At 66.3% G+C, this 25649-nt stretch carries 24 protein-coding genes; 16 read left to right on the forward strand and 8 right to left on the reverse strand.

The window, feature by feature from the left end; genetic code table 11:
- Positions 1-130: 130 nt before the first annotated feature.
- A complete protein-coding gene (locus A9971_RS09310) occupies positions 131-1132 on the reverse strand; it encodes a GntR family transcriptional regulator (RefSeq protein ID WP_011059702.1) in 1002 nt (333 codons plus the stop codon).
- A gap of 395 nt (positions 1133-1527) precedes the next feature.
- Between A9971_RS09310 and A9971_RS09315 the strand changes: the two genes are divergently transcribed.
- The 8 genes from A9971_RS09315 (at position 1528) to A9971_RS09350 (ending at position 9327) form a co-directional block, all read left to right on the forward strand.
- Positions 1528-2886, forward strand: a complete 1359-nt coding sequence (locus A9971_RS09315; protein WP_183000518.1) for an amidase — start codon at positions 1528-1530, stop codon at positions 2884-2886.
- Positions 2887-2931: 45 nt separating this feature from the next.
- Positions 2932-3813, forward strand: a complete 882-nt coding sequence (locus tag A9971_RS09320) for a polysaccharide deacetylase (RefSeq protein ID WP_011059704.1) — start codon at positions 2932-2934, stop codon at positions 3811-3813.
- Positions 3814-3841: 28 nt separating this feature from the next.
- Positions 3842-5182 (forward strand): MFS transporter, encoded by a 1341-nt coding sequence (locus A9971_RS09325; protein ID WP_123473836.1) that lies wholly within the window; start codon positions 3842-3844, stop codon positions 5180-5182.
- A gap of 12 nt (positions 5183-5194) precedes the next feature.
- Complete coding sequence (locus A9971_RS09330; protein WP_015634456.1) at positions 5195-5956, forward strand: SDR family NAD(P)-dependent oxidoreductase; 762 nt, start codon at positions 5195-5197, stop codon at positions 5954-5956.
- A gap of 96 nt (positions 5957-6052) precedes the next feature.
- Positions 6053-6802: an SDR family NAD(P)-dependent oxidoreductase gene (locus tag A9971_RS09335; RefSeq protein ID WP_015634457.1), complete on the forward strand. Its 750-nt coding sequence runs from the start codon at positions 6053-6055 to the stop codon at positions 6800-6802.
- A gap of 13 nt (positions 6803-6815) precedes the next feature.
- Entirely contained in the window at positions 6816-7115 is a 300-nt protein-coding gene (locus A9971_RS09340) for a hypothetical protein (protein WP_011059708.1), read from the forward strand.
- Complete coding sequence (locus A9971_RS09345; protein WP_183000519.1) at positions 7112-8119, forward strand: GTP-binding protein; 1008 nt, start codon at positions 7112-7114, stop codon at positions 8117-8119. The genes A9971_RS09340 and A9971_RS09345 overlap by 4 nt, the downstream gene beginning before the upstream one ends.
- A complete protein-coding gene (locus tag A9971_RS09350) occupies positions 8119-9327 on the forward strand; it encodes a PotD/PotF family extracellular solute-binding protein (protein ID WP_011059710.1) in 1209 nt (402 codons plus the stop codon). Before A9971_RS09345 ends, A9971_RS09350 begins: the two co-directional genes overlap by 1 nt.
- A 3-nt stretch (positions 9328-9330) precedes the next feature.
- Here the strand turns inward: A9971_RS09350 and A9971_RS09355 are convergent, their stop codons facing one another.
- From A9971_RS09355 to A9971_RS09385, 7 genes are all read right to left on the reverse strand, one after another.
- Positions 9331-9951, reverse strand: coding sequence for a hypothetical protein (locus A9971_RS09355; RefSeq protein WP_183000520.1), 621 nt, complete (start codon positions 9949-9951; stop codon positions 9331-9333).
- Positions 9952-9960: 9 nt separating this feature from the next.
- Entirely contained in the window at positions 9961-10251 is a 291-nt protein-coding gene (locus A9971_RS09360; protein WP_225368733.1) for a hypothetical protein, read from the reverse strand.
- 210 nt (positions 10252-10461) lie between these two features.
- Positions 10462-13023 (reverse strand): TonB-dependent receptor, encoded by a 2562-nt coding sequence (locus tag A9971_RS09365; RefSeq protein ID WP_183000521.1) that lies wholly within the window; start codon positions 13021-13023, stop codon positions 10462-10464.
- A 121-nt stretch (positions 13024-13144) separates the two neighbouring features.
- Entirely contained in the window at positions 13145-14107 is a 963-nt protein-coding gene (locus A9971_RS09370) for a FecR domain-containing protein (protein WP_015634462.1), read from the reverse strand.
- Positions 14104-14652, reverse strand: a complete 549-nt coding sequence (locus A9971_RS09375; protein WP_011059715.1) for an RNA polymerase sigma factor — start codon at positions 14650-14652, stop codon at positions 14104-14106. The genes A9971_RS09370 and A9971_RS09375 overlap by 4 nt, the downstream gene beginning before the upstream one ends.
- Positions 14653-14904: 252 nt before the next feature.
- Positions 14905-16488 carry a rhodanese-related sulfurtransferase gene (locus A9971_RS09380; protein ID WP_103290502.1) on the reverse strand — a complete coding sequence of 528 codons (1584 nt, stop codon included), beginning with the start codon at positions 16486-16488 and terminating at the stop codon, positions 14905-14907.
- A complete protein-coding gene (locus tag A9971_RS09385) occupies positions 16485-17114 on the reverse strand; it encodes a cysteine dioxygenase (RefSeq protein ID WP_011059717.1) in 630 nt (209 codons plus the stop codon). Before A9971_RS09385 ends, A9971_RS09380 begins: the two co-directional genes overlap by 4 nt.
- A gap of 106 nt (positions 17115-17220) precedes the next feature.
- On the opposite strand from A9971_RS09385, the gene A9971_RS09390 reads away from it, so the two are divergent.
- The 8 genes from A9971_RS09390 to A9971_RS09425 all read left to right on the forward strand — a co-directional run bounded on the left by A9971_RS09390 (position 17221) and on the right by A9971_RS09425 (position 25545).
- Positions 17221-18120 (forward strand): LysR family transcriptional regulator, encoded by a 900-nt coding sequence (locus A9971_RS09390; protein ID WP_011059718.1) that lies wholly within the window; start codon positions 17221-17223, stop codon positions 18118-18120.
- Positions 18121-18341: 221 nt separating this feature from the next.
- A complete protein-coding gene (locus A9971_RS09395) occupies positions 18342-19163 on the forward strand; it encodes an ABC transporter permease (RefSeq protein ID WP_011059719.1) in 822 nt (273 codons plus the stop codon).
- A 3-nt stretch (positions 19164-19166) separates the two neighbouring features.
- Complete coding sequence (locus A9971_RS09400; RefSeq protein ID WP_011059720.1) at positions 19167-19946, forward strand: ABC transporter ATP-binding protein; 780 nt, start codon at positions 19167-19169, stop codon at positions 19944-19946.
- Positions 19943-21148 carry an acyl-CoA dehydrogenase family protein gene (locus A9971_RS09405; protein ID WP_053149489.1) on the forward strand — a complete coding sequence of 402 codons (1206 nt, stop codon included), beginning with the start codon at positions 19943-19945 and terminating at the stop codon, positions 21146-21148. The genes A9971_RS09400 and A9971_RS09405 overlap by 4 nt, the downstream gene beginning before the upstream one ends.
- Positions 21145-22083, forward strand: coding sequence for a D-isomer specific 2-hydroxyacid dehydrogenase family protein (locus A9971_RS09410; protein ID WP_065364427.1), 939 nt, complete (start codon positions 21145-21147; stop codon positions 22081-22083). The genes A9971_RS09405 and A9971_RS09410 overlap by 4 nt, the downstream gene beginning before the upstream one ends.
- Positions 22084-22244: 161 nt before the next feature.
- Positions 22245-23054 carry a class II aldolase/adducin family protein gene (locus A9971_RS09415; protein WP_183000522.1) on the forward strand — a complete coding sequence of 270 codons (810 nt, stop codon included), beginning with the start codon at positions 22245-22247 and terminating at the stop codon, positions 23052-23054.
- Between the two features lie 12 nt (positions 23055-23066).
- Positions 23067-24029, forward strand: coding sequence for an ABC transporter substrate-binding protein (locus tag A9971_RS09420; protein WP_011059724.1), 963 nt, complete (start codon positions 23067-23069; stop codon positions 24027-24029).
- A gap of 304 nt (positions 24030-24333) precedes the next feature.
- A complete protein-coding gene (locus A9971_RS09425; RefSeq protein ID WP_015634469.1) occupies positions 24334-25545 on the forward strand; it encodes a dipeptidase in 1212 nt (403 codons plus the stop codon).
- Positions 25546-25649: the final 104 nt, after the last annotated feature.

Raw genomic sequence — 25649 nt, forward strand, 5'->3', positions numbered from 1 at the left:
CTGCCGCAGGCTGCGAAAGGCCCGCAGGGACGCGGGGTTCTGAGGGCCGCCGGAGGTTTGGCAGGCGATCGCCAGGCAAGGTCCTGCGGACCTTTGCGCAGCCTCGCGGGCTCGGCAGCGGCTACGGGGCTCAGCTGATTTTGCTGAGGAAGCCGGGTAGTTCCGGTTCCGGGAGCACCGACAGCACTTTGAGGCGTTGCAACATGCGCTGGCGGGCGCGTTGCAGGTGTTCTCTGAGGTTCAGGGCCGCAGCGTCGTAGGCACCGTGCAGCAGCAGTTCGAGGATCAGTCGGTGCTCGGCGAGCATCGCCGGGTCGGCGCCGATGCCCAGCAGGCGGTAGAAGATCCGGTTGATGATCATCGGGCTCTGGGCCTGACGGATCAGCGCCGCCATCTTGCGGTTCTGCAAGCCGCCCAGGCATTGCTGGTGCAGGTCTTCTTCCAGGCGTTCCAGGGCCTCCAGCCCACAGTGCTCGGCCTGTTGCGCCTGGGTCACCCGTTCCAGCATCTGTTCCAGGCGTTCGCGGCCCAGGCCCGGCGCGCTCTGGCGCAGGGCTTCGGGTTCCAGGCAGGCGCGCAGTTCGTAGTCTTCGGTGACTTCCCGGGCGGTCAGCGGTCCGGCCAGCCATTGGGAGTAGGGTTCCTTTTCCACCAGGCCGCGATCGCGCAGGCGCATCAGTGCTTCGCGGACCACCGCGCGGCTGACGCCGTAGTGCTCGGCTGCGGCCTGTTCGTCGAGGCGAAAGTGACCGAAGGCGATGCAGGTGGAGAGGGCACTGCCCAGTTCTTCGTAGATCCGTTCCCCCAGGGGCCGGGTGTCCACCAGTTCTTCGTCGCTGGCCAGCCCCAGGTGGGCATGGCTCAGGGGCAGGCGCAGCGGTTCGATCTCCAGGCCCTGGGGGTTGATCAGGTAGCCGCGGCCGTCAAAACGGCTGATCAGCCCTTCGCCGTGCAACAGATCGAGGGCCTTGCGCACCGGCACTCGGCTGGTGCCGAACAGTTCCGCCAGGGGCGCTTCCAGCAGCACCAGGCCCTGCAGGGCGGTGCCCTGGAGGATGGCGTCGCGCAAGACCTGACGGATCATGGCGTAGCGCGATGCGGTGCGCGGGTCCTCTGCTGACACTGCTTTCATCGGTTCCTCTAGGGGCTGTTGCCGGTGGGTGACGAGCCCGTTGCCGGGCCGCGGTGGCCGGGGATTCTCTCACAGTTGCCAAGTGTCACTGAGTGCCACGTTTGGTTGCCCCGTCCTGGGGCCGCCCTGGGTGGGTTGTTACCTTTCTGCACCAAAATGTACTTTTTAATAAAAGATACATTATTTCAATGGCAGACCCTTGGGCGAGGATTTTCTCCGTCGGTCGTCGCGCGATCTCTGTCAGTAGCCCAATCTGGCTCGCTATTACAGGCGAATCTGGGGGATTTTCCGAAAGCACGCGGTGCTCCCTGCGTTTTGAGCTGGCACGGAATCTGCTCTGTATAAAATGTACATTTTAATATTTAGTACATTTTTAGATTTTTGCGGAGTGAGCCATGCACCCTGATTCGCTGAATGACGCCACGGCCATGGCGCAAGCCTTTGCCTCGGGCCGCACCGATCCGGTCCAGGTTCTGGAGCAGGCCCTGGCGTTGGCCGAGGCAACGCCCCATGTGTTCATTTCCCTGTGCCCGGCCCGGGCCCGGCGCGAGGCCGAGGCGGCGGCTGCCCGCTGGCGGGCCGGCCAGCCGCTGAGCCTGCTGGATGGCGTGCCCCTGGCCTGGAAGGACCTGTTCGACCTGGCCGGCAGTATCACCACCGCCGCCGCCCAGGTGCGTCGCGAGGCGCCGCCGGCCAAGGTGGATGCGCCCAGCGTACGGCAGCTGTGCCGGGCCGGGCTGGTCAGCCTGGGCAAGACCAACCTCAGTGAGTTCGCCTATTCCGGGCTCGGCCTGAATCCGCACTTCGGCACTCCGATCAACCCCCACAGTGATGCCCAGCCACGGATTCCCGGTGGTTCCTCGGCAGGTTCCGCGGTGGCGGTGGCGGCCGGTATCGTGCCGATCGCCATGGGCACCGACACTGCCGGTTCGATCCGCATTCCCGCAGCCTTCAATGGCCTGGTGGGCTACCGCGCCACCTCTCTGCGCTATGACCGCGAGGGGGTGTTTCCCCTGGCCGAAAGCCTCGACAGCCTCGGGCCGCTGACCCGCAGCGTGCGTGATGCCTGGCTGATCGACGGGCTGTTGCGCGGTGGCGACCCCCGGCAATTGCCGCCGCCCCGCAGCCTGGCCGGGCAACGCTTCTGGGTCGATTCGCAAGTGCTTGACGACAGCCGTACCCAGGCCGCCGTGCGGGCCAATCTGCTGGTGGTCATCGAAAGCCTGCAACAGGCCGGGGCGCTGGTGGAGCAACGGCCGCTGCACAGCCTGCAAGCCACCCTGCAACTGATCCAGGAACAAGGCTGGCTCGGCGCCGCCGAAGCCTTCGCCCTGCACCAGCCGTTGCTCGACAGCGAGTACGCCGAACAGCTCGATCCGCGGGTGCGACGGCGCCTGGAAAGCGCCCGGCAGATGCCCGCCAGCCAGTTGCTGCGGCTGTACCAGGCGCGGCTCCAGTTGCAGCAACAGGTGCAGGACGAACTGGACGGCGCGGTGCTGATTACCCCCACCGTGGCCCATGTGGCGCCGCCCCTGGCGCCCCTGGAGCAGGACGACGAGCTCTTTGCCCGGACCAACCTGGCGACCCTGCGCCTGACCATGCCCGGCAGTTTCCTCGACATGCCCGGCGTGGCCCTGCCTAGCGGCCGCGATGCCCAGGGCTTGCCCACCGGGCTGTTGCTGAGCCTGCCCCAGGGCCATGACCGGCAACTGCTGGATGCGGCCCTGGCGCTGGAGGCGGCGTTGCCGCGCTAGCTTCGACGATTTTTTTCAACCACAAGCAATCACTGGAGGCCGCTCATGGCTAAAGAAATTCTCTGTGCATTTGGTGTCGATGTGGACGCGGTGGCCGGCTGGCTCGGTTCCTACGGCGGCGAGGATTCGCCGGACGACATCTCCCGCGGCCTGTTCGCCGGCGAGGTCGGCGCGCCGCGCCTGCTCAAGCTGTTCGAGCGTTATGGCCTGCGCACCACCTGGTTCATTCCCGGCCACTCCATGGAGACCTTTCCCGAGCAGATGAAGGCGGTTGCCGAGGCCGGCCACGAGATCGGCGTGCACGGCTACAGCCACGAAAACCCCATCGCCATGACCCCGGAACAGGAAGAGATCGTCCTCGACAAATCCATCGAGCTGATCACCCGGGTCACCGGCAAGCGCCCCACCGGCTACGTTGCGCCCTGGTGGGAATTCAGCAAGGTGACCAATGAGCTGCTGCTGAAAAAGGGCATCAAGTACGACCACAGCCTGATGCACAACGACTTCCATCCCTACTACGTGCGGGTCGGCGACAGCTGGACCAAGATCGACTACAGCCAGCACCCCGACACCTGGATGAAACCTTTGGTGCGGGGCCAGGAAACCGACCTGGTGGAGATCCCGGCCAACTGGTACCTGGACGACCTGCCGCCGATGATGTTCATCAAGAAGGCGCCCAACAGCCACGGTTTCGTCAACCCGCGGCACCTGGAGGAAATGTGGCGCGACCAGTTCGACTGGGTCTACCGCGAGCATGAGCACGCGGTGTTCACCATGACCATCCACCCCGACGTCTCCGGCCGCCCGCAAGTGCTGTTGATGCTCGAACGCCTGATCGAACACATCCAGAGCCATGCCGGCGTGCGCTTCGTCACCTTCGACGAGATCGCCGACGACTTTATCCGCCGCCACCCGCGCAACCGCTGACCCCGGCCACTTCATCGAGGCGTGACTGATGTCTATCTATAACAAGCTCGACCTGACTGGCTGGAAACCCCAGCAGTTGACCCCGGCCCAAGTGCGCTTCGCCACCTGGATCGCCTTCTTCGCCTGGGTGTTTGCGGTGTACGACTTCATTCTGTTTGGCACCCTGCTGCCGGAGATCGGCCGGCACTTCGGCTGGGGCGAGGTCGAGCAGGCCGAGATCGCCACCTGGGTGGCGGTGGGCACCGCGGTGGTGGCCCTGGCCATCGGGCCGCTGGTGGACAAGCTGGGCCGGCGCATGGGCATCATTTTCACCGTCAGCGGCTCGGCCATCTGCTCGGCGCTGACCGCCGTCGGCGGCGCCTGGGGCAAGTCGCCGCTGATCCTGATCCGCTCCCTGGGCGGCCTGGGCTATGCCGAGGAAACGGTGAACGCCACCTACCTCAGCGAGTTGTACGCGGCATCCGACGACCCGCAACTGGCCAAGCGCCGGGGCTTCATCTACAGCCTGGTGCAGGGTGGCTGGCCGGTGGGGGCGCTGATCGCCGCCGGGTTGACCGCGGTGCTGCTGCCGATCATCGGCTGGCAAGGCTGCTTCATCTTCGCCGCGATCCCGGCCATCGTCATTGCGGTGATGGCGCGCAAGCTCAAGGAGAGCCCGCAGTTCCAGATCCACCAGCGCATCAGCCAGCTGCGCAAAAGTGGTTCGGTGAGCGAGGCCCAGGCGGTGGCGCTGACCTATGGCGTGGACTATGACGAGCACAGCAAGGCCGGCCTGGCTGCGGCCTTTCGTGGCCCGGCACGGCGCGCGACCCTGGTGATCGGCGCGGCGATCCTGCTCAACTGGGCGGCGATCCAGGTGTTCAGCGTGCTCGGCACGTCGGTGATCGTCAGCGTGCACCACATCTCCTTCGAGAACTCGCTGATCATCCTGGTGCTCTCCAACCTGGTGGGCTACTGCGGCTACCTGAGCCACGGCTGGATGGGCGACAAGATCGGCCGGCGCAATGTCATCGGCCTGGGCTGGATGCTCGGCGGCCTGTCGTTCGCCGGCATGCTCTACGGCCCGAGCAACATGCCGATGGTGGTGGGTCTCTACAGCCTGGGCCTGTTCTTCCTGATCGGCCCGTACTCGGCGGCGCTGTTCTTCATCAGCGAAAGCTTCCCTACCAGCATCCGCGCCACCGGCGGCGCGATCATCCACGCCATGGGGCCGATCGGCGCGGTGGTGGCGGGTTTCGGCGCCACCCAGGTGCTGTCCGCCGGTGGCGACTGGCAGACCTCGGCGCTGTATTTCGGCGCGCTGCCTTGTTTCCTCTCCGGTGCGCTGATGTTCGCCGCGCGCCATGTGCGTCCTGAATCCGTTCAATAAGGAAAGTTATCCATGACTCAAAAAGTCGCCGTGATCACCGGTGCCGCCAGCGGCATCGGCCAGGCCCTGGCCGTGGCCTATGCACGGGCCGGTGTGGCGGTGGTGGGCGGGTATTTCCCCGCCGACCCCCATGACCCGCAAGCCACCCGCGACCTCGTGGCCGAGGCGGGCGGGCACTGCCTGATGCTGCCCCTGGACGTGACCGACAGCGCCTCGGTGGACGCCTTGGCCGAGCAGGCCGTGGCGCACTTTGGCCGCCTCGATTACGCCGTGGCCAATGCCGGCCTGTTGCGCCGCGCACCCTTGCTAGACATGACCGACGCGGCCTGGAACGCCATGCTCGATGTGGACCTGACCGGGGTCATGCGCACCTTCCGCGCGGCGGTCAAACACATGGGTGAGGGCGGTGCCCTGGTGGCGATTTCGTCGATTGCCGGTGGCGTCTACGGCTGGCAGGACCACGCTCACTATGCAGCGGCCAAGGCCGGGGTGCCGGGGTTGTGCCGCTCGCTGGCGGTGGAACTGGCGGCCAGGGGCATTCGCTGCAACGCGGTGATCCCGGGGTTGATCGAGACCCCGCAGTCGCTGGACAGCCAGAACTCCCTGGGCCCGGAAGGCCTGGCCAAGGCGGCCCGCGCCATCCCCCTGGGCCGGGTCGGGCGGGCCGATGAAGTGGCGTCCCTGGTGCGCTTTCTCACCAGCGAGGAGTCCAGCTACCTCACCGGGCAAAGCATCGTCATCGATGGCGGCCTGACGGTGCGCTGGCCGGATTGAACCCCTTCGCCAGCCAGCCGGCTCGTGCAGGCGGCTCACCGCCTCCGTAGGAGCTGGCTGGCCAGCGAACCGCACACCCTTGAAGGAGAAAGTCCTATGCAACACCTGCACAACCGCCGCGCCGTGATCACCGGCGCCGGCAGCGGTATCGGCGCCGCTATCGCCCGGGCCTACGCGGTGGCGGGAGCACGCCTGCTGCTGGCTGACCGCGACCCCGCGCGCCTGGCCGAGAGCGCCCAAGCCTGCCGCGAGCTGGGCGCTGAAGTCGTCGAATGCGTGGCCGATGTCGGCAGTGTCGAAGGGGCCCAGGCCGGAGTCGATGCCTGTGTCGAGCATTTTGGCGGTATCGATATCCTGGTGAACAACGCCGGCATGCTGACCCAGGCGCGCTGCGTCGATCTGTCCATCGAGATGTGGAACGACATGCTGCGGGTCGATCTCACCAGCGTCTTCGTCGCCAGCCAGCGGGCCTTGCCCCATATGCTGGCGCAGCGTTGGGGGCGGATCATCAATGTCGCCTCGCAGCTGGGAATCAAGGGCGGCGCCGAGCTGACCCACTACGCCGCGGCCAAGGCCGGGGTCATCGGCTTCACCAAGTCCCTGGCCCTGGAAGTGGCCATGGACAATGTGCTGGTCAACGCCATCGCCCCGGGGCCGATCGAGACGCCGCTGGTGTCTGGCATCAGCAGCGCCTGGAAAACCGCCAAGGCCGCCGAGCTGCCCCTGGGGCGCTTCGGCCTGGCCGATGAAGTGGCGCCCACCGCAGTGCTGCTGGCCAGCGAGCCGGGGGGCAACCTGTTCGTCGGCCAGACCCTGGGCCCGAACTCCGGGGACGTCATGCCATGAAGGAGGGCTGAACATGTGCGGGTTATGCGGGCTGCTGGGCGAAGACGTGCACTGGAGCGATCCGCTGGGGGATGAACTGCCCCGGCGTCGCGAACGCTTGCGCAGAATCGCCGCGATCAACCGGGTACTGGTGCCGTTGCGGCTCAAGGTCGAAGACTTCCAGGGCTCGGCCTATCTGCTGCTGGGGGCTACCGGCCGCCAGGAACTGGCCAGCGGCCTGGAGCAGCTGTGGAGCCTGGCCGAATCCATGCTCGGCCGGCCCCTCGATCCTCTCGACCCTGTGATCCTCAAGCACCTGGAGCAACAGCCATGAGCATGCCCCTTAACGTCATCACCGGGTTTCTCGGCAGTGGCAAGACCACCTTGCTCAACCGCCTGTTGCAGGACCAGAGCCTGGGGGACACGGCGCTGCTGATCAACGAGTTCGGCGATATCGGCATCGATCATTTGCTGGTGCAGGAGGTGGCGCCGGACACGGTGCTGCTGCCCAGCGGCTGTGTCTGCTGTTCGGTTCGCGGCGAACTGAAAGAGGCGCTGCTGGCGCTCCTGGCGCGGCGTAGCCGGGGCGAGGTTCCGGCCTTTCGCCGGGTGCTGCTGGAAACCACCGGGCTGGCCGACCCGGCGCCGATCCTGGCCACGGTGAACAACGATCCGCAATTGCGCGGGCGGGTGCACATCGGCCTGCTGGTGACCCTGGTGGACGCCAGCCACGCGGCGTTGCAGGAGCGCCTGCACCCGGAGTGGCTGGCCCAGGTGGCGGCCGCGGATCGCTTGCTGCTGAGCAAGACCGATTGTGTCGACGAAGCAACCCAGGCGGCATTGCGCGAGCATTTGCAGCGGCTCAATCCCGGGGCGCCCCTGTTGCTGACCCAGGCGATCCAGAGTGGCGATCAGCTGTTGCTGGGGGAGGGGCTGCGCGGTGCGACGGCAGAGCGGGAAGTGGCGCGCTGGCAGTTGCAGGGGCCACTCAAAGCGGCTGCGCCACAGCATGGCGCGGCGCAAGTGTGCAGCCTGGAGTTCGAGCAAGCCCTGGATTGGGTGGGCTTCGGGGTCTGGTTGTCGATGCTGCTAAGATGCCACGGCGAACGAATTCTGCGGGTGAAAGGATTGCTCAACATCAACGCCAACCAGGCCCCCATCGTCATCCATGGCGTGCAGCATTGCCTGCACGCACCCGTGCATCTGCCCCGTTGGCCCAGTGCCGACCATCGCTCGCGGCTGGTGTTTATCCTGCGCGGGCTTGCGCCCGAACAACTGCGTCGCTCCTTCGAGGTGTTCGCCCGCAGTTTCGCCCCGGCCGCCGGGGAGGGTGCCTGATGGCGGCGACGCAACCAGTCACCCTGCGGGTGCTGGGCACCTCGGTGACCCTGCTCGAATCCCTGCGGGTGCGTGCCGAGCAGGACCTGGGCATCCGCCTGGTGTATCAGGTACACGATGTGGAGCAGGCCCAGCGCATCGCGGTGATGCAGCCGGACAGCTACGACCTCTATGACCAGTGGTTTCACAACGTCGATTTTGTCTGGCCGGCCCAGGCGATCCAGCCCATCGATACCCGGCGCATTGCCCTGTGGCACGAGATCAACGACCTGCCCAAGCGCGGGCGCCTGTCGCCGGACGATCGCCTGGGCAGTGGCAGCGTGCCCAGCGAACGGCTCTATGTGCAGCACGACGGTAGCCTGGGCAGCACGGCCAGCGAGCGCATCAGCATGCTGCCGCTGACCCACAACGCCGACAGTTTCGCCTACCGCCCGGAGCGCCTGCCGGCGGGTTTTTCCAGCGCCAACGAAAGCTGGGGCTGGCTGCTGGAGCCGGCCTGGAGCGGGCGCATTGCCTTGCAGAGCGATGCGGCGATCGGTGCCCTGGACGCCGCCCTGGCGGTGCAGGGCTGTGGCCTGGAATCCTTCAAGGACATCGGCAACCTGAGCATCGAAGAGATCGACCGGCTGGCAGGGATCCTGGTGCGCAAGCAGCGTGAAGGGCACTTCGCGGCGTTCTGGTCGGACGATGAAGAGGCCGCGCAACTGATGCTCAGCCCGCGCATCGATATCCAGAGCCTGTGGTCGCCGACGCTGATGCGCCTGCACCGGGCGGGGGTCAAATACCGCCTGGCAGTGCCGAAGGAAGGCTACCGCGCCTGGTTCGGCGGGCTGTCGTTGTCGCGCCACGCCAAGGGCGCGGTGCTGGATGCAGCCTATGCCTACCTCAACTGGTGGCTGTCGGGCTGGCCCGGTGCGGTGATGGCACGCCAGGGCTACTACATCGGCAACCCGGCGCGTACCCGCGATCACCTGAGCAGCGCCGAGTGGGATTACTGGTACGCCGGCAAACCGGCCCGGGAAGAGTTGCCGGGCAGCGACGGCGAACCGCTGATCGATATCGGCGAGACCCGCGATGGCGGTTCCTACCAGCAGCGCATGGGGCATATCGCCGTGTGGAACTCGGTGATGGACGAGCACAACTACCTGGTGCGGCGCTGGGGGGATTTCCTGCGGGCGGGGCGGGTCGCGGGCCGGGGCAAAGGCTGAAGGTCAAAGCCCCAGGCGCGCCAGCTGGCGCAGGTCGGCGATCACCGCGGGGTTGCCGCCTTCGAGCACATCCAGGCGCATCTGCGCGATCAGCGCTTTCAGCAGCTCGGTCTGGGTCATCCGGGTGGTTTGCAGCAGGCGTGCAAGATCCTCGGCCACATAGTGGTTGACCTTCAGCGACAGGCGTTTCATGGCATGCACGGCAGGCAACTGGCGGGCCTCGGCCTGCTCGGCCAGGTACGCGGCGAAGCCGCTTTGCACTTGCTCCAGGGAAGACGCGGCGGGGGCGCTGAAGTAGTAGCCGAGGAACAGTTTGCGCATCTGCACTCCGGCATCCGGGGCCACGCAGTGCATCGCCGCATCCAGTACATCGAGGTAGACCGCTGGCAGCCGCGCCTCGATGGAGGTCAATGACTGCTTGCGCGCTTCCTTGATCGCCGGTGTGGACTGGGGCGGGATGGCCACCACCGTGGCGCAGAGGTCGCAAACCCCCACCAGGATGTCCCGGGCCAGGCCATGGCCGTCGCTGAAAGGGACGTCGCGCCGCAGGTAGGTAATGCCGACGACCTGTTGGCAATGCTCGCAGAGCGCCTTGCCCCGGTCGCCTTGCAGAAAGAGTTTCATGGGTTGCCCTCATCGGTGAACGCTGATGAACCACGCATCTGGCTCGATAAAGTAGAACTTGATGTACCAGCCGGCCTTTTTCAGCACGTGGACCGCGATGCCCGGGACGCTGTGGTGGGCGCTGCAACTGTGGTCCTGGCCCTTGCAGGCATTGATGACCTCGATCAGTTGACTGGTCGAGATCTCGCCGGTGGCCAGCAGGTTCTTGACCTCGATCGAGCCGCGCGCGGCATGCAGATAGTGGCCGCTTTGTAAGGCATTGATCAGGTCCCGCCTGACCTTCCTGAAGCCTCTGTCCATGACGTCTTTTGGTTTGTACGACAAGTGTCGTACGGAATCAATGGGAAGTTGACTGAAAGTGCCCAAAGGCATTTCAGCGGTTTTCAGAGGGGAGTCGATCTTAGCCCGGCAGGTGCGGGCGGCAGGGCTTGGCTAACGGTTTGCAATACATCCGTGATGGCCAACGGCTGGCCTGTTGCGGTGCGTCCGATGCACCGCAGCCAGTTGCCGTCAGAAGAAGCGGGTCACGCTGATCTTGGCGTTGCGCCCCAGGCTGGATGCGTTATCGCCGCTCAGTGGTGGGCGATAGTCACGGTTGAACATGTTGTCCAGGGTGAAGTTGACTTCGGTGCCCTTGAGGTAAGGCTGCTGGGGTTTCCAGTTGGCGAACAGGCCGTGCACGTTGTAGCGGTCGTTCTTGTACTGGTCCCAGTAGGCGTCGCCCAGGGCGCTGGCCGGGCCGCCGGCATAGATGTCGCTGGGTACCCGGTCAGTCTGGCGCACCCACTGGCCCTGCCAGCCCACTTGCGCATCCCACTGTGGAATCTTCACCCCCAGGCTGGCCACCCACTTGCGTGGCGGAATGTCCCGGGCCCAGACGTTCGGCCCCCAGGGGTTGGTGTAGGCGCCTTCATGCTTACCGGTAATCCACGAGTAGGACAGCGAGCCGAACAGGTAGGTCGAGTCGTAGAAGCTTTCCACCTCGAAGCCCTTGATGGTCAGGTCGCCGATATTGCGGTAGACGCCTATGGTCGGCTGGTTGCACACCTGGCCGATGCTCTTGCCGCTGCTGAGTTGCTCGGGGCAGCCGATCCCGAGGTTCTTCATGATTTCGTCTTTGATGGTGTTGTGGAACAGCGTGGTACGCACCTGTACGCGGTCGGCCTGGGTGAACACGTCGGAGAAGCTGGTGATGTTACCGGCGCGCAACGCGGTGATGCGTTCCGGGTCGAGATTGCGGCTGGTGGCGGAGCGGGTGGAGGCGGCCGACTGGACCTCGTACTGCTCGTCGATCACCGGCGCGCGCCAGGTCTTGCTGTAGTCGGCGAACAGGGCGAATTGCGGGGTCACTGTCCAGAACGCCGACAGCCGAGGCGACCAGCCGGTGTAGGTCTTGTCGCCGTAATCGTGGCCCGCCACCGGGTCGGGGCTGTTGTAGAACGGTGCGTCGTTCTTCTCGCCGCGGTTGCGCACATGGTCGTAGCGCAGGGACGGGGTCAGGGTGAAATTCCCCAGGGTGATGGCGTCCTGGATGTAGAAGGCATTGTTGTCGACCTTGCCGTGGGGCATGAAGCCAGGCTGGTAGTGGCCGTAGTTGTACTTGGGCACTTCATAGGTCTTGCCCGGCATCCACATGTCCACTTCGCGGGTGTGCTTGCGGATCTGGATGCCATTGGTCAGCGCGTGTTCCAGCGGGCCGGTGCTGAAGCGGCTGGTGTTTTTCAGGGCCAGGATCTTGTCGTCATAGCCCACGGTGATCTTGCGGCCACCGGAGGCCGGCTGGAAGAAGGCGTTCGGCCCGCGTTCGTCGGTCTGGTCGGTGGTGGAATCGGAGTACTTGGCCTCGAAGTCGATCCATGGATTGTCCACGGGGGTGTACTGGTACTTGGCGATCCAGGTGGTGTCGATGGTATTGCGCTGGGCCAGGAAGCGGCGGGTGGCGCCGTCATAACCGTACTTGTTGATGTCGCTCTGGCTCGGTGGCGTCGGGTAGCTCTTGGCCGAGAAGGGCGCCCAGATGTCGCTGTTGGAGCGCATGTAGCTGAAGCCCAGGCGATGTTCGTCGGTCAGTTGCATGTTCAGCTTGAACAGCTCGCCTTCCATGTCCTGGGCGGTATTGGGCAGGCGCTTGGGGTTGATCGGGTAGGCGTTGCGCGGGTCGGGCTGGGCGCTGGCGATCTTCATGTCGTCGCCGTCGCGCTTGGTCCAGTAGGCAAGGGCATCGAAGCGGTGATCATCGGTACGGCCGTACACCGCGCCGGTGTAGGCCTGTTCATGGCTGTTGCTGCTGTAGCCGTACTTGACCATGGCGCCGGCGTTGCGACCTTCCTGCAGCAGGTCCGGGGCGTCCTTGGTCTCCATGTGCACGGTGCCGCCGAAACCACCGTTGCCGGTCTCGGGGGAGTGCGGGCCTTTTTCCACTTCGATGCGCTTGATCAGCTCCGGCTCGATGAACACCGAACCCTGCTGGTAGCGTTCGAAGCCGCTCTTGGTGGCGCCATCAACGCTCATCGGCACGTCTTCGGCATCCCCCAGGCCCCAGATGTTGATGGTCTGGCCACCGGGTTTGAGCGAGCCGCCCAGGCTCACGCCGGGCAGGGTGTCGATCAGGCTGACCACGTTGGTGGCCTGGTGGCGATCGATTTCCGCCTGGTTCAGGGTCGAGCGGCCGACACTCGAGGAGTCCACTTCGGTGCCGTTGCCGATCACGCTCATGGCCCCCAGTTGCAGGGCCGAACCACTGCTCAGGTTGGTGTCGGCAGGGCGCACGATGTAGGTGTTGTCGACCTTCACCAGGTTGAACCGACCGTCCTGCAGCAAGGTGCGAATCGCCTCTTCCGGGCTGTAGTCACCCTGCAGGGCCGGCGCCTTGGCGTTGCGCAGCAGTTGCTCATCGAACAGCAGCTGGATCTTCGCCTGCTGGGCGATCTGGCTCAGGGACGCGGCCAGAGGCTGCGCCGGCAACTGGAAATGCAGCGGCCCGGCGTAGGCCTGCAGGCTGAATGCCAGGCAGGCGGCGAGCAGGGTAGGGCGGGTACGGACTAACGGAACAGGCAAGAGCGCGCGAAACATGACTTCCCCCAGAGCGGCTTAAAGGCCAAAAAAGCGCTGCGTACAGATCGCAGACGGGAGGAAGACGCGGCAGTGAAAAAAAACCTCATATGCGAATGCAAAATATTCTCATATGAGTGGATCAACGAGCCTCGAGCCTCAGCTGGCCGTCGGCCAGGGGTACGGCTTTTACCGGAATCAGCACGGGCAGTGCCTTGATCAGGGCGTCGGGGTCGTTGACATCGAGGTTGCCCGAGACCTTGTAGGCCCCCAGCGAACCCTCAGCCAGTTGCACCGGCTGGCGCCGATACAGGTTCAACTCATCCACCAGGCTGGCCAGGTCGCGGTTGCGAAAGGCCAGGTGCCCGCTGCGCCAGTCCGCGACCTCATCGCTGTCCAGGGTCTGCTGGCGCAGGGTGCCTTTGTGCAGGTCATAGGTGGCTTGCTGGCGGGCGCCGAGCAGGGTCAACTCCCCGGGCTTGCCGTCCGGGCTGAAGGCCACCTGGCCGTGGGCGACGCTGACCACCAGCTGGCGCTGGCCACGACGCACGTCGAAGGCGGTGCCCACCACCCGCACTTTGGCCGCGCCGCTGTGCACCCACAGCGGGCGCTCCTTGTCGGCGGCCACTTCCAGGTACAGCTGGCCCTGTTGCAGGTAGATATCACGCTGCTGGGCGCTGAAATCCACTTTCACCTGGGTGTTGGCGTTGACGTACAGGGTGCTGCCATCGGGCAGCTTGAAGGCGCGGGCGCCCTTTTCCTGGGCCGCCACCTGCTGGATGTAGGGCCCCTGGGGCGTGCCCAGGTTGACTGCCAGCACCGCACAGAGCACCGCCGCGGCCGCCGCCAGGGCCGGGCGCCAGGGGGCGGGCTTGCGCCGGGGCAGGGGAATGGGCCGGCTCAGTTGCTGCAATTGCGCAAGATCGACCCACAGTTCTTCGAACTCGGCATAGGCCCGGGCGTGGGCCGGCTCGCTGACCCAGGTATCGAAGGCCTTGCGCGTGGCGCGGTCCGGGTCGTTGCGGTTGCGGGCGAACCAGCTGGCGGCCTCGGCGTCGATCTGCTCGCTGTCGAGGTCGTTGTGGGTGCCGGAAAAGCGGGTCATTCAGGCTGCTCCTTGCCGTTTTCTCGTTGTAGGTGCTGCTTGCAGTGCAGCAGGGCAAAGGCGATGTGTTTTTCCACCATGCTCACGGAAATGCCCATGCGCTCGGCGATCTGCGTCTGGCTCAGCCCTTCGAAGCGGTGCAGCATAAGGGCTTCGCGGCGGCGCGGCGAGAGTTGGGCGAGGACTTCTTTCAACTGTTCCAGGCGTTGCAGGCGCTGGGCCGCGGGCAGGGGCTCATGCTGCTCGTCGGCCAGGGGTTCGTTGTCCAGGCTTTGCTCGTGGTGCCCGTCCTGATGAGCCCGGGAGCGTACCTGCTGGCGCCGCCAATGATCACGCAGCAGGTTGCGTGCCATCTGGAACAGGAAGGCCCGGGGCTGTTCGACCTGGGCCCGGTCACGGTAGTCGAGCCATTGGGTGAACACGTCCTGGGTCATGTCCGCCGCGTCGCTGGCGTTGTCCGTGCGTTTACGCAGGAAATGCAGGATGTCCGCATAGAACCCGCGAACAGAGTCCGCCGACGCAGAGTCGGGCTTGGAGCGAGACATGGATATCCTTCTTGACGACGCGGTGAGCACAAGGTCGCGAATGATATCGAGAATTATTGCTATTTGCCATCCAGGCCGATTGATGATCCACCAGCACCGCCTACGCGCCCGAAATACCCCTCCTCGCAGGAGCGGGCTTGCCCGCGAGGGTGCCCTTGCGAGCGATGCCAGGCCTGCGGCCTCTTCGCCGGCAAGCCGGCTCCTACAGTCCAGAGGCGGGGTCTGTAGGAGCTGGCTTGCCAGCGAAGCGGTTCAGATGACGAAGAAGCCGTGGGTGCCATCCCGGCCCAACTGCGCCACCAGGCCGAATTCCCAGTCCAGGTAGCCCTGCATGGCTTCTTTCGGGTTGTCGGTGCCTTCATAGGGGCGCCGGTAGCGGTCGATCCGGGGTGAAGCCAGTTGCTGGCGGCTTTCTTCCACGGGCAGGCCGGCTTCGATCCACGCCGCGGTGCCACCGCTGAGGAGGAACACCGGACGCTGGGTCAGGGCCTGCAGCTGCGGCACCACGAAGCGCGCCAGCAGGCTGCTGCCGCAGGTCAGGACATAGCGCTCCGCCTGTGGCAACTGGGCCAGGGCTTCCTGCAACTGGCTGGGCAATGCCCACCAGGCGCCGGGGATGTGGCGCTGCACGTAGTTGGCGCTGGCGGTGAAGTCCAGTACCAGGGTGCCGGGCTCCTGGAGCCAGGTGGCGAGGGTGCGTGGGCTGATTTCTTCGGCCGGCGAGGTGTCCGGCAGTGGCGCCTGCCAGCGGCCGCGCACGCTGAAGTCGCTGTCGCGCAGGCCGTCCAGCACCGCCACCTGCCAGCCCATCTGGGCCAGCCAGGAAGCGCTCATGTTGGCGCGCACGCCGTCGTCGTCCACCAGGACCAGGCGCGCACCGCGCACGCTGGCGAAGTGGTCGGTTTCCTGCACCAGTTGCCCACCGGGGGTGGAGCGGGCGCCGGGCAGGTGGCCGGCGGCGAATTCCTCCGGGGTGCGCACATCGAACAGGTAGCTGGTGCGCTTGGGGTCGGCCTGCCAGCGCCGCCACTGGGCCAGGTCGATGCGTGCCACGTCGGCGCGGTCGGCCACGGCCCGAGCGGCGTCCTGGGCTGGGGCCCGCTGGGCCTCGTTGATGGCCTTGAAGCGCCGGCTCTGACCGTGTTCGAGCTTCTGCCCGGCCAGGGTCCAGCCGATGGTGCCATTGCGCAGTGCCGCCACCGGGTTGGGGATGCCGGCATTCACCAGGGACTGGGTGCCGATGATGCTGCGGGTGCGCCCGGCGCAATTGACCACCACCCGGGTGCGGGGATCGGGGGCCAGCTCACGCACCCGCAGCACCAGTTCGGCCCCGGGCACGCTGGTGCTGCCGGGGATGCTCATGGTCTGGTATTCGTCGAAGCGCCGGGCATCGAGCACCACCAGGTCGGCCTGCTGGTCGAGCAGTGCCTGGAGCTCCTCGGCGGCCAGGGACGGAGTGTGGCGCTCGGCTTCCACCAGTTCGCCAAAGGCCTTGCTCGGCACGTTGACGTCCTTGAACAGCTCGCCGCCGGCGCTGCGCCAACCCTCCAGGCCGCCTGCCAGCAGGGCGACATCGCTGTAGCCCAGTTGCCGCAGGCGCGTGGCGGCGCGCTGGGCCAGCCCTTCGCCCTGGTCGTAGAGGGTGATCGGGGTGTCGCGGCGGGGGATGCGCGCATACACCTCCAGCTCCAGTTTCGACAGCGCGATGTTGGCCGCGAACAGCGGGTGGGCCTCGGCGAAGGGCGCTTCTTCACGCACATCGATCAGTGCCAGCTCCTGGCGGTCGAGCAGGGCCTGGCGGATCTGTGCCGGGCTGCGGGTCGGGAAATCGGTCATTGCAGGGGCTCCTTCGACAAGTCCCAGAGGTTAGGCAGCAAATGGTTGGAGTAGCCGGAGACAAAGGGTTTTTCCTGGCCGTCCAGGTCGTATACGGCGCGCTGCACGGCACCGATATTGGCGCCATACACATGGATGCTGACGGATACCCGATCGGCATGGGCATTGCTCACCTGATGGATGTCGCCAATGCGTGGCGACACCGCTTCCACCTGGCCCGGCACCAGGCGCAGCGGCGCGCCGGCAGGCTGCAGGCGGCCGTCGGCCAGGCGTTCGAACCCCTGGCTGTCCTCGGCGCCGCGCAGCATGCCGATCAGGCCCCAGACCCGGTGGTCGTGGATCGGTGTGCGCTGCCCAGGGCCCCAGACGAAACTGACGATGGAGAAGCGCTGGCGCGAGTCGGCATGCAGCAGGAACTGCTGGTAGCGCTGCGGATCCGGCTGGGCGAAGGCCGCGGGCAGCCAGTCGTCCTGGCTCACCAGCTGGTGCAGCAGCGCGGCGCCCTGGTCCAGCACCCGGGCTTCATCGGGATGGCTGTCCAGCAGCTCGGCCAGAGCGGCGATAAAGTCCCGCAGGCGGGCGAAGTTGGCTGATTCGATGGCGACTGTCGTGGCGTTGTGGGGCATGGGCTCCCTCCGTGGACACAAGGCAAATGACGCGAACTACACGGGCGAGCTAAAAGGTATTATTCTTATCGAACATTTTTCCAGTCATTTATTATGCGAAAAAAGAATGAAGATAGATGATCTGAATGCGTTCGTGGCGGTAATCCGCTGCCAGACCATCAGCCAGGCGGCCGATGCCCTGCAGTTGACCCAGCCAGCCATTACCCGCCGGGTGCAGAATTTCGAGGAAGCCCTGGGGGTGGAATTGCTGGACCGCAACACCAAGCCGCTCAAGCCCACCAGCATGGGCTTGCGGGTCTATGGCCAGTGCCTGGAAGTGCTGCGCAGCATCGACGCGCTGAATGAACTGGTGGCCAATGACGGCGCCCCCAGTGGTGCCCTGCGCATCGGCGTGCCGCAGACCATAGGCGATGTGGTGCTGCTCGATGCCCTGAGCCAGTTGAAGGCGCTGTATCCGCAGTTGCAGACCTCGGTGGCCACGGGCTGGGGCAGCCACCTGTTGAGCAAGGTCGAGAACGGTGAGCTGGATGTGGTGGCGGCGCTGTTTCCCGCTGGCAAGGTCTTCCCCGAAGGTGTGGTGGGCCGTTCCCTGGGCAGCATGAACCTGGTGGTGGTGGCGGCCAAGGGCGAGGTGCGCAAGCGCTCGTGCAAACTGGCCGACTGTTACCAGCGCGGCTGGGTGCTGAACCCGGACGGCTGCGGCTTTCGTGCCGGCCTGCAACGGGCGCTGAGCGCACAGGGGCTGTCGTTGCAGATCAACCTGGAAACCTTCGGCACCGAGCTGCAACTGGGGTTGATCGCCAATGGCCTGGGCTATGGCCTGGTGCCGCTGCCGCTGCTGGAAAACAGCAGCCATCGGGACAAGCTGGAGATCGTCCCGGTCAGCGACTTCAAGCCGGTGATCGACCTGTGGCTGGTCCACCCGCGGTTCCTCGGCAACCTGCAAGAGCCGGTGAGCATGTTCGGCGAGATGGTCGCCGCCCGCGTCGGCAAGGCTGCGCCGTAGGAGCTGGCTTGCCAGCGAAGGCGCCCTCTAGGCCGGCGCAAACCTCAGGGGGCTGTTCGCCGGAAAGCCGGCTCCTTCGGATTGTTTTGATTATTGAATTGCATGTCTTGGCAATCATTGAATGCAATTTTTGTATATTAAGTTAGAACCAAAACGAATTTCACGGACGTTTTTTATGTAGTTAGCATGGGGCTCGAACGCGCTGAAATAAGGATGTTGCGATGCCTGCGCCAGCCCCCCTCACCTCGTCCCGTCGCTGGGCCGAGCGCCCCGGATACCAGCTCCTGGGCAACCTGCTGCTGCGCCTGGTCAGCCCGTTGCTGCTTCTGCTGGTGTGGGAACTGGCCTCGCGCAGCGGGCTGTTGCCGGCGCGGATCATTGCCGCTCCCAGTACCATCGGCGGCACCCTGTGGCAGATGCTCGGCAGCGGCGAACTGGCCGGGCACCTGTGGGTGTCCCTCAAGCGCGCCCTCAGCGGCCTGACCATCGGCGTCAGCCTGGGCACGCTCCTGGCCCTGGTGGCCGGGTTGTCCCGGCGCGGCGAGCTCGCCATCGATTCCCCCATGCAGATGCTGCGCACCCTGCCGTTCCTGGCCATAGTGCCGCTGTTCATTCTCTGGTTCGGCGTGGGCGAGACGCCGAAGATCGCGCTGATCGCCCTGGGCACTACCTTTCCTATCTACCTCACGCTGTTTTCCGGCATTCGCAGCCTCGATCCCAAGCTGGTGGAGGCCGCGACCCTGCTGGGCCTCAAACGCTGGGAACTGATCGTCCACGTGATCCTGCCCGGGGCTCTGCCGGCGTTCTTCGTCGGCCTGCGCTATGCCTTCGGCATCAGTTGGCTGGGGCTGGTGGTGGTGGAGCAGATCAACGCCAGCGCCGGTATCGGCTACCTGGTCAACGACGCGCGGGACTTCATGCGCACCGACGTGATCGTCATCTGCCTCCTGGTCTACAGCGTGCTCGGCCTGGGCATCGACGGGCTGGTGCGCGGCCTCGAACGTTGCGCCCTGGCCTGGCGCCCGACCTTTATCAGGAACTGACCCATGACTTTGTCATTGCCCCAGCAGGGCCGCCTGCGCGCTGCCGTCGAATGCCGCCGGATCACCCGGCGTTTTGCCGGGCAGGCGGTGCTCGATGGCCTGGATCTGGACATCGCTCCCGGGGAGTTCGTGGCCCTCCTGGGCAGCAGCGGTTCGGGCAAGACCACCTTGCTGCGAACCCTGGCCGGGCTGGAACCCATCGACCAGGGCCAGTTGCAGGTGCCTTCGGCCATGGCCGCAGTGTTCCAGGAGCCACGGTTGATGCCCTGGAAGCGCGTGTGGCGCAACGTTGCCCTGGGCGTGCGTGGGGCCGGGGCCCGGGAGCGGGCCGAGGCAGCGCTGGAGGAGGTCGGGCTGGCCCACCGGCTCAATGCCTGGCCAGGCACCTTGTCCGGCGGCGAGGCCCAGCGAGTGGCATTGGCCCGGGCCCTGGTACGCGAGCCGCACCTGTTGCTGCTGGATGAGCCCTTCGCCGCTCTGGACGCCCTGACCCGGATCCGCATGCACCAACTGATCATCCGCCTGTGGCGGGTGCACACCCCGGCGGTGCTGCTGGTGACCCACGATGTCGACGAGGCGCTGCTGCTGGCCGATCGGGTGCTGGTGCTGGCCAACGGGCAAATCGCCGAGCAATTGCCAATCCGCCTGCCGCGTCCGCGTCAGGCCTCCACCCCTGGGTTCCAGGCACTGCGCGCGCGGTTGCTGCAACTGCTGGGTGTGGAAACCGAGGCCGAGCCGGCCGTCGACATCTCCCTTCCCTTGAGCAGGACTGCCAGCCGATGAGCCTTTCCAGCGTGCAACCGTCTCCGTCCGTGTCCCGTCCCGTCCCTGATCCAGACTCCAGCGAGTTCGCCGACCTGCTGCAGCAACTGAGTGAAGAATTCGCCGCCACCGCAGCGCACTACGACCGTCACAGCGAATTTCCCCACGCCAACCTGCAACGCCTGCACCAGCATGGCCTGCTGGCCCTGACCGTGCCCCGGGCCCTGGGCGGCAGCGAGGCGAGCCTGGCCCAGGCGCGACGAGTGATAGGCGCCGTGGCCCGGGGCGAGCCTTCCACCGCGCTGGTGCTGGTGATGCAGTACCTGCAGCACACGCGCCTGCAACAGAACACGGCCTGGCCGCTGCACCTGCGCCAGCGCGTGGCCCGGGAGGCGGTGCAAGAGGGTGCCCTGATCAACGCCCTGCGGGTCGAGCCGGACCTGGGTACCCCGGCCCGGGGCGGTTTGCCGGCGACCCTGGCACGACGAGTCGAGGGCGGCTGGCTGCTCAGCGGGCGCAAGATCTACTCCACCGGCATTCCCGGGCTGACCTGGCTTGCGGTCTGGGCCCGCAGCGACGAGGCCGAGCCGCAAGTGGGCACCTGGCTGGTCCACCGTGACAGCCCCGGGATCAGCGTCGAGGAAACCTGGGACCACCTGGGCATGCGCGCCACCGGCAGCCACGACGTGATTTTCGATGAGGTGTTCGTGCCCGAGGAACAGGCGGTGGATATCCAGCCGGCTCACGTGCCCCGGCCCTCCGAGCTGGACAGCAAGGGCGTGCTCTGGCTGGCGGTGCTGCTCTCGGCCATCTACGACGGCGTGGCCCGGGCCGCGCGCGACTGGCTGCTGGGCTGGCTGGCCCAGCGTGCCCCGGCCAACCTTGGCGCACCGCTGTCGAGCCTGCCGCGCTTTCAGGAACTGATCGGGCGCATCGACGCCTTGCTGCTCAACAACCGGGTGCTGCTCGATGCCGCCGCCGAAGGGCGGATCGCCCCGGGGGAGGCGACCCAGATCAAATACCTGGTGACTAGCAACGCCATCAGCGCCGTGGAGCTGGGCATCGAAGCCATCGGCAACCCCGGGCTGGCCCGGGGCAACCCCATCGAGCGGCATTACCGCGATGTGCTGTGCAGCCGCATTCATACCCCGCAGAACGACGCGATTCTCGGTGCCGTGGGGCGCGCCGCCTTTGCCTTGCCCAGCCGCGGAGCCCAGGCGTGACGCGCATCGCCAGCCAGCTCGACGAGCACTTCAACCAGCAGTTGCGCCAGTGGCTGCCGGGGGTGGAAGTATTGAGCCTGCCTCGGGGCCTGCCGTGTGGCTTGCCCGCCGATATCGAAGTGCTGCTGGCCGCGCCCCACGCCGATTTTCGCAACGCGCCAAAGCCGCCGGCGGGCTGGCCGTTTGGCCTGCGCTTCGTGCAACTGGTGACTTCGGGCCTGGATTATTTTCCTCGCTGGCTGTTCCAGGACCTGCCGGTGGCCAGTGCCCGAGGCAGCACCGCCGAAAGCATTGCCGAGTTTGCCCTGGCGGCGATCTTCGCCGCCGCCAAGCAACTGCCCCAGGTGTGGATCGAGCGCGCCGAACACTGGCAGCAACGGCCGCTGGCCTCGGTGGCCGGCAGCACCCTGGGGCTGTTCGGCTTTGGCAGCATCGCCCGGGAGCTGGCGCCCAAGGCCCAGGCCCTGGGCATGCAGGTACTGGCCCTGCGGCGTTCGGCGCAGCCGTTCGAGGTGCCCGGGGTGGAGGCGGTGGCCGACCTGCAGGAGCTGTTTGCCCGCGCCGATCACCTGCTGCTGGCGGTGCCGTTGACTGAGCAGACCCGGGGCATCATTGATGCCGATGTACTGGCAGCGGCCAAGCCAGGGTTGCACCTGATCAATATCGCTCGCGGTGCGCTGATCGATCAGCCGGCGCTGTTGCAGGCCCTGGACACCGGGCGCATCGCCCTGGCCAGCCTGGATGTGGCCGACCCCGAGCCGTTGCCCGAGGGGCATCCTTTCTATCGCCACCCGGGTATTCGCCTGTCGCCCCACACCTCGGCCAATTCGCCCCGGGTCTACCTGAATATCGCTCGCCTGCTGGGGCGCAATCTCCAGCGCTGGGGCGATGGCTTACCCCTGGAAAACCCGGTGGAGATCCAGCGTGGCTACTAACGCGCGGTTCCAGCCCTGGCCGGCAGCGCTTCGTGTAGCCGCTGCCGCAGGCAGCGCACGGCCCGAAGGGGCGCCGGGGGTATCAAGGTCGCTGAAGGTTCGGCGGGAGATCGCCAAGCAAGGCCCTGCGGGCCTTTTCGACAATTTCAAGGAGAGCGGATATGACCGCACATTTTCGCCCCGCGGTGTATGACTTGCCCCGCGATGGCCATACGGTTTTTCGCTGGGAGCATCCGCCCCAGCAGGCCACCGTCGAGCTGGAGCGCCTGCAGCGCAAGCAGAGCCTGGCCGCGGCGTTCCGGGTGTTCGCCCGGCTGGGGTTCGACATGGGCGGCGCCGGGCATATCACGGTGCGTGACCCGGGGCGCCCGGACCATTTCTGGGTCAACCCGGTGGGGGTGTATTTCGGCCATGTACGGGTCCGCGACCTGTTGCTGGTCAACCCCGAAGGGGCGGTGATCGAAGGCGAGGGCGCGTTGAACCTGGCGGCGTTCGCCATCCATGCGGCGCTGCATGAAGCCCATCCCGAGGTGGTCGCCGCGGCCCATGCCCATTCGCTGTACGGCAAGGCCTGGTCGAGCCTGGGGCGCTTGCTCGATCCGCTGACCCAGGACGCCTGCGCTTTCTATGAAAGGCACGGGCTGTTCGACAACTTTTCCGGGGTGGTGCTGGAGGCCAGCGAGGGCGCGCGGATCGCCGCCGCACTGGCGGGGCGCAAGGCGCTGATCCTGCAGAACCACGGCCTGCTCACCGTGGGTGAAACCGTCGAGGCGGCGGTGTGGCGCTTCATCGCCATGGACAACGCCGCCCAGACTCAACTGCTGGCGGAAGCTGCCGGCACCCCGCGGCCCATTCCCCATGAGGTGGCGCGCCACACCGCACGCCAGGTCGGCACCGAGTTTGGCGGCTGGTTCAGTTTCCAGCCTTACCGCGAGCGGGTCGTGCGCGAAGAACCGGACTTTCTCGATTAAGGACCATTGCCCATGCAGCGTCGTCATTTTCTCCAACTCTCGGCCCTGGCCGGTCTGGCCGCCGCCTTGCCGCGCCTGGGCCTGGGAGCCTCCGTGGACCTGTCCGGGGTCACCCTGAACGTCGCCACCTACAAGGGGGCGGCGCCGAGCTTCTTTGCCGAGGCGGGCATCGAGCCCCCGCCCTACAAGGTCAAGTACGCTGAATTCACCGGCGGCAACCTGAGCTTCGAGGCCCTGGTCAGCGGCACCCTGGACATCTCGCCGATGAGCGAGATCCCGCCGATCTTCGGGATCAAGAACCACGCCCCGGTGAAGCTGATCGCGGTGCTCACCGGCGACGTCAACAACCAGGCCTTCATCGTGCCCAAGGGCTCTGCAGTGCAGTCGGTGGCCGAGCTCAAGGGCAAGCGCATCGGTTATATCCGCTCCACCAGTTCCCATTACTTCCTGCTCAAGGCGCTGAAGGAGCAGGGCCTGGGCTTTGCCGATATCGTGCCCATGGCGTTGACTGCGCAGGACGGTTTCGCCGCGTTCCAGAACGGTGCCCTGGATGCCTGGGTCAGCTTCGGCTACTTCATCCAGCTGGCGGAACTGCGGGCCGGGGCCCGGGTATTGAAGACCGGCCAGGGCTACCTGTCCGGCAACTACGTGATCGCCGCCAACCAGCAGAGCATCGCCGACCCGGCCAAGCACGCGGCGATCACCGACTACATCCTGCGCGAGTACCGCTCCTGGCAGTGGATTGCCAGCCACCCCGAGGAATGGGCGACCAGGAGCGCGCAGATTCTCGGCATGCCCCGGGAAGTGTTCCTTGCCCAGTACCGGGCCCAGAGCGGCCCGCGCCTGCTGCAACCGGTGGACGACGCAGCGGTGAAATCCCAGCAGGACGTGGCCGACCTGTTCTTCGAGGCCGGCGTGCTGCCCCAGCAACTGGATGTATCCGGCCTGTGGGACCGCAGCTTCCACTGGACCTGAGCCTGTAGCCGCCGGCTTGCCGGCGAAAGGGCGATGACGCCTTCGCTGGCCAGCCAGCTCCTACGGAACACCCGACACCCCATGTAGGAGCCGGCTTGCCGGCGAAGAGGCCCTCAAGCCTTGCGCTGGCCAGGATGACGCCTTCGCTGGCAAGCCAGCTCCTACGGAATACCTGACACCCCATGTAGGAGCCGGCTTGCCGGCGAAGAGGCCCTCAAGCCTTGCGCTGGCCAGGATGACGCTTTCGCTGGCCAGCCAGCTCTTGCGATCCGGGGGGAAATTCTTTCATTGGCCAGGAGGCCGCATGTTTACCCGAACCTTGCTGTGCCTGGCGCTGGCCAGCCCCTGGGCCTTGGCCGACAGCCCCGCCCAAGCCCTGCACCAGCGCCTGATCGTGCTCGACAGCCACCTCGATACCCCCATGCAACTGGCCCGCCCCGGTTGGGACATCACCCAGCGCCATCGCTACCAGGACGACCTGTCCCAGGTCGATCTGCCACGGATGAAAGAGGGCGGCCTGGACGGCGGTTTCTGGGCCATTTTCACCCCCCAGGGGCCGCTCACCGCCGAAGGCCGGGCCCTGGCCAGCGAACATGGGCTGGCGGTGCTGGCGCGGATCCGCGACCTGCTGGGCGCCCACCCCGATGATTTCGCCCTGGCCCTGACGGCTGGCGATGTACCGGCCATCGTCGCCCGTGGCCAGCGTGTGGTTTTCATCAGCATGGAAAACGCCCAGCCCCTGGCCGCCGATCCGGCACGCTTGCACACCTATTACCGCCAGGGCCTGCGCATGCTCGGCCTGGTGCACTCGGCCAACAACGATTTCGCCGACTCGGCCACCGCCCTGCCGCAGTGGCGCGGCCTGAGCCCGGCGGGCCGGGAGCTGGTGGCCGAGGCCAATCGCCTGGGGATACTGCTGGATGTCTCCCATGCCTCGGACCAGGTGTTCGACCAGGTCCTGGCGCTGTCGAGGGCGCCGATCATTGCCTCCCATTCCAGCAGCCGTGCAATCACCGCCCATCCACGCAACCTGGATGACCGGCGCCTGCGGCAACTGGCGGCCAGGGGCGGTGTGGTGCAGGTCAACAGCTTTCCCAGCGACCTGATCAACCTTGCGCCCAATCCCGAGCGGGACAAGGCCCTGGGGCCGTTGTACCGCGAGTTCCGCCTGGCGGCGAGCATGAGCCCGGAACAGGTGGCGGACCTGGCCGAACGCATTCGCCAGGTCGAAGCCCGCTACCCGCAGCCCAGGGCCAGCCTGGACGATTACCTGCGCCACCTGCTGCACATCCTGGAAGTGGTCGGCCCGGATCATGTGGGCATCGGCGCCGACTGGGACGGCGGTGGCGGGGTACAGGGGCTCGAAGATGTCGCGCAACTGCCACGGATTACCCAGCGCCTGTTGGCGGCGGGCTACAGCGAAGCGGACCTGGCGAAGATCTGGGGCGGCAACTTGTTGCGCGTTCTCGACGCCGCCCAGGCCGTAGGAGCCGGCTTGCCGGCGAAGGGGCGCTGATGCCGGCGCGAGCCGTGGGGCTTCTTCGCTGGCAAGCCGGTTCCTGGCGGGGCGAGTATGGCCAGGCACGGCCAGGCGCAGGGCTATGCGCGGAGCGCAGAATC

The sequence above is a fragment of the Pseudomonas sp. UME65 genome, from assembly GCF_014170225.1.
In the GTDB taxonomy this organism is placed as follows: Bacteria; Pseudomonadota; Gammaproteobacteria; order Pseudomonadales; family Pseudomonadaceae; genus Aquipseudomonas; species Aquipseudomonas protegens.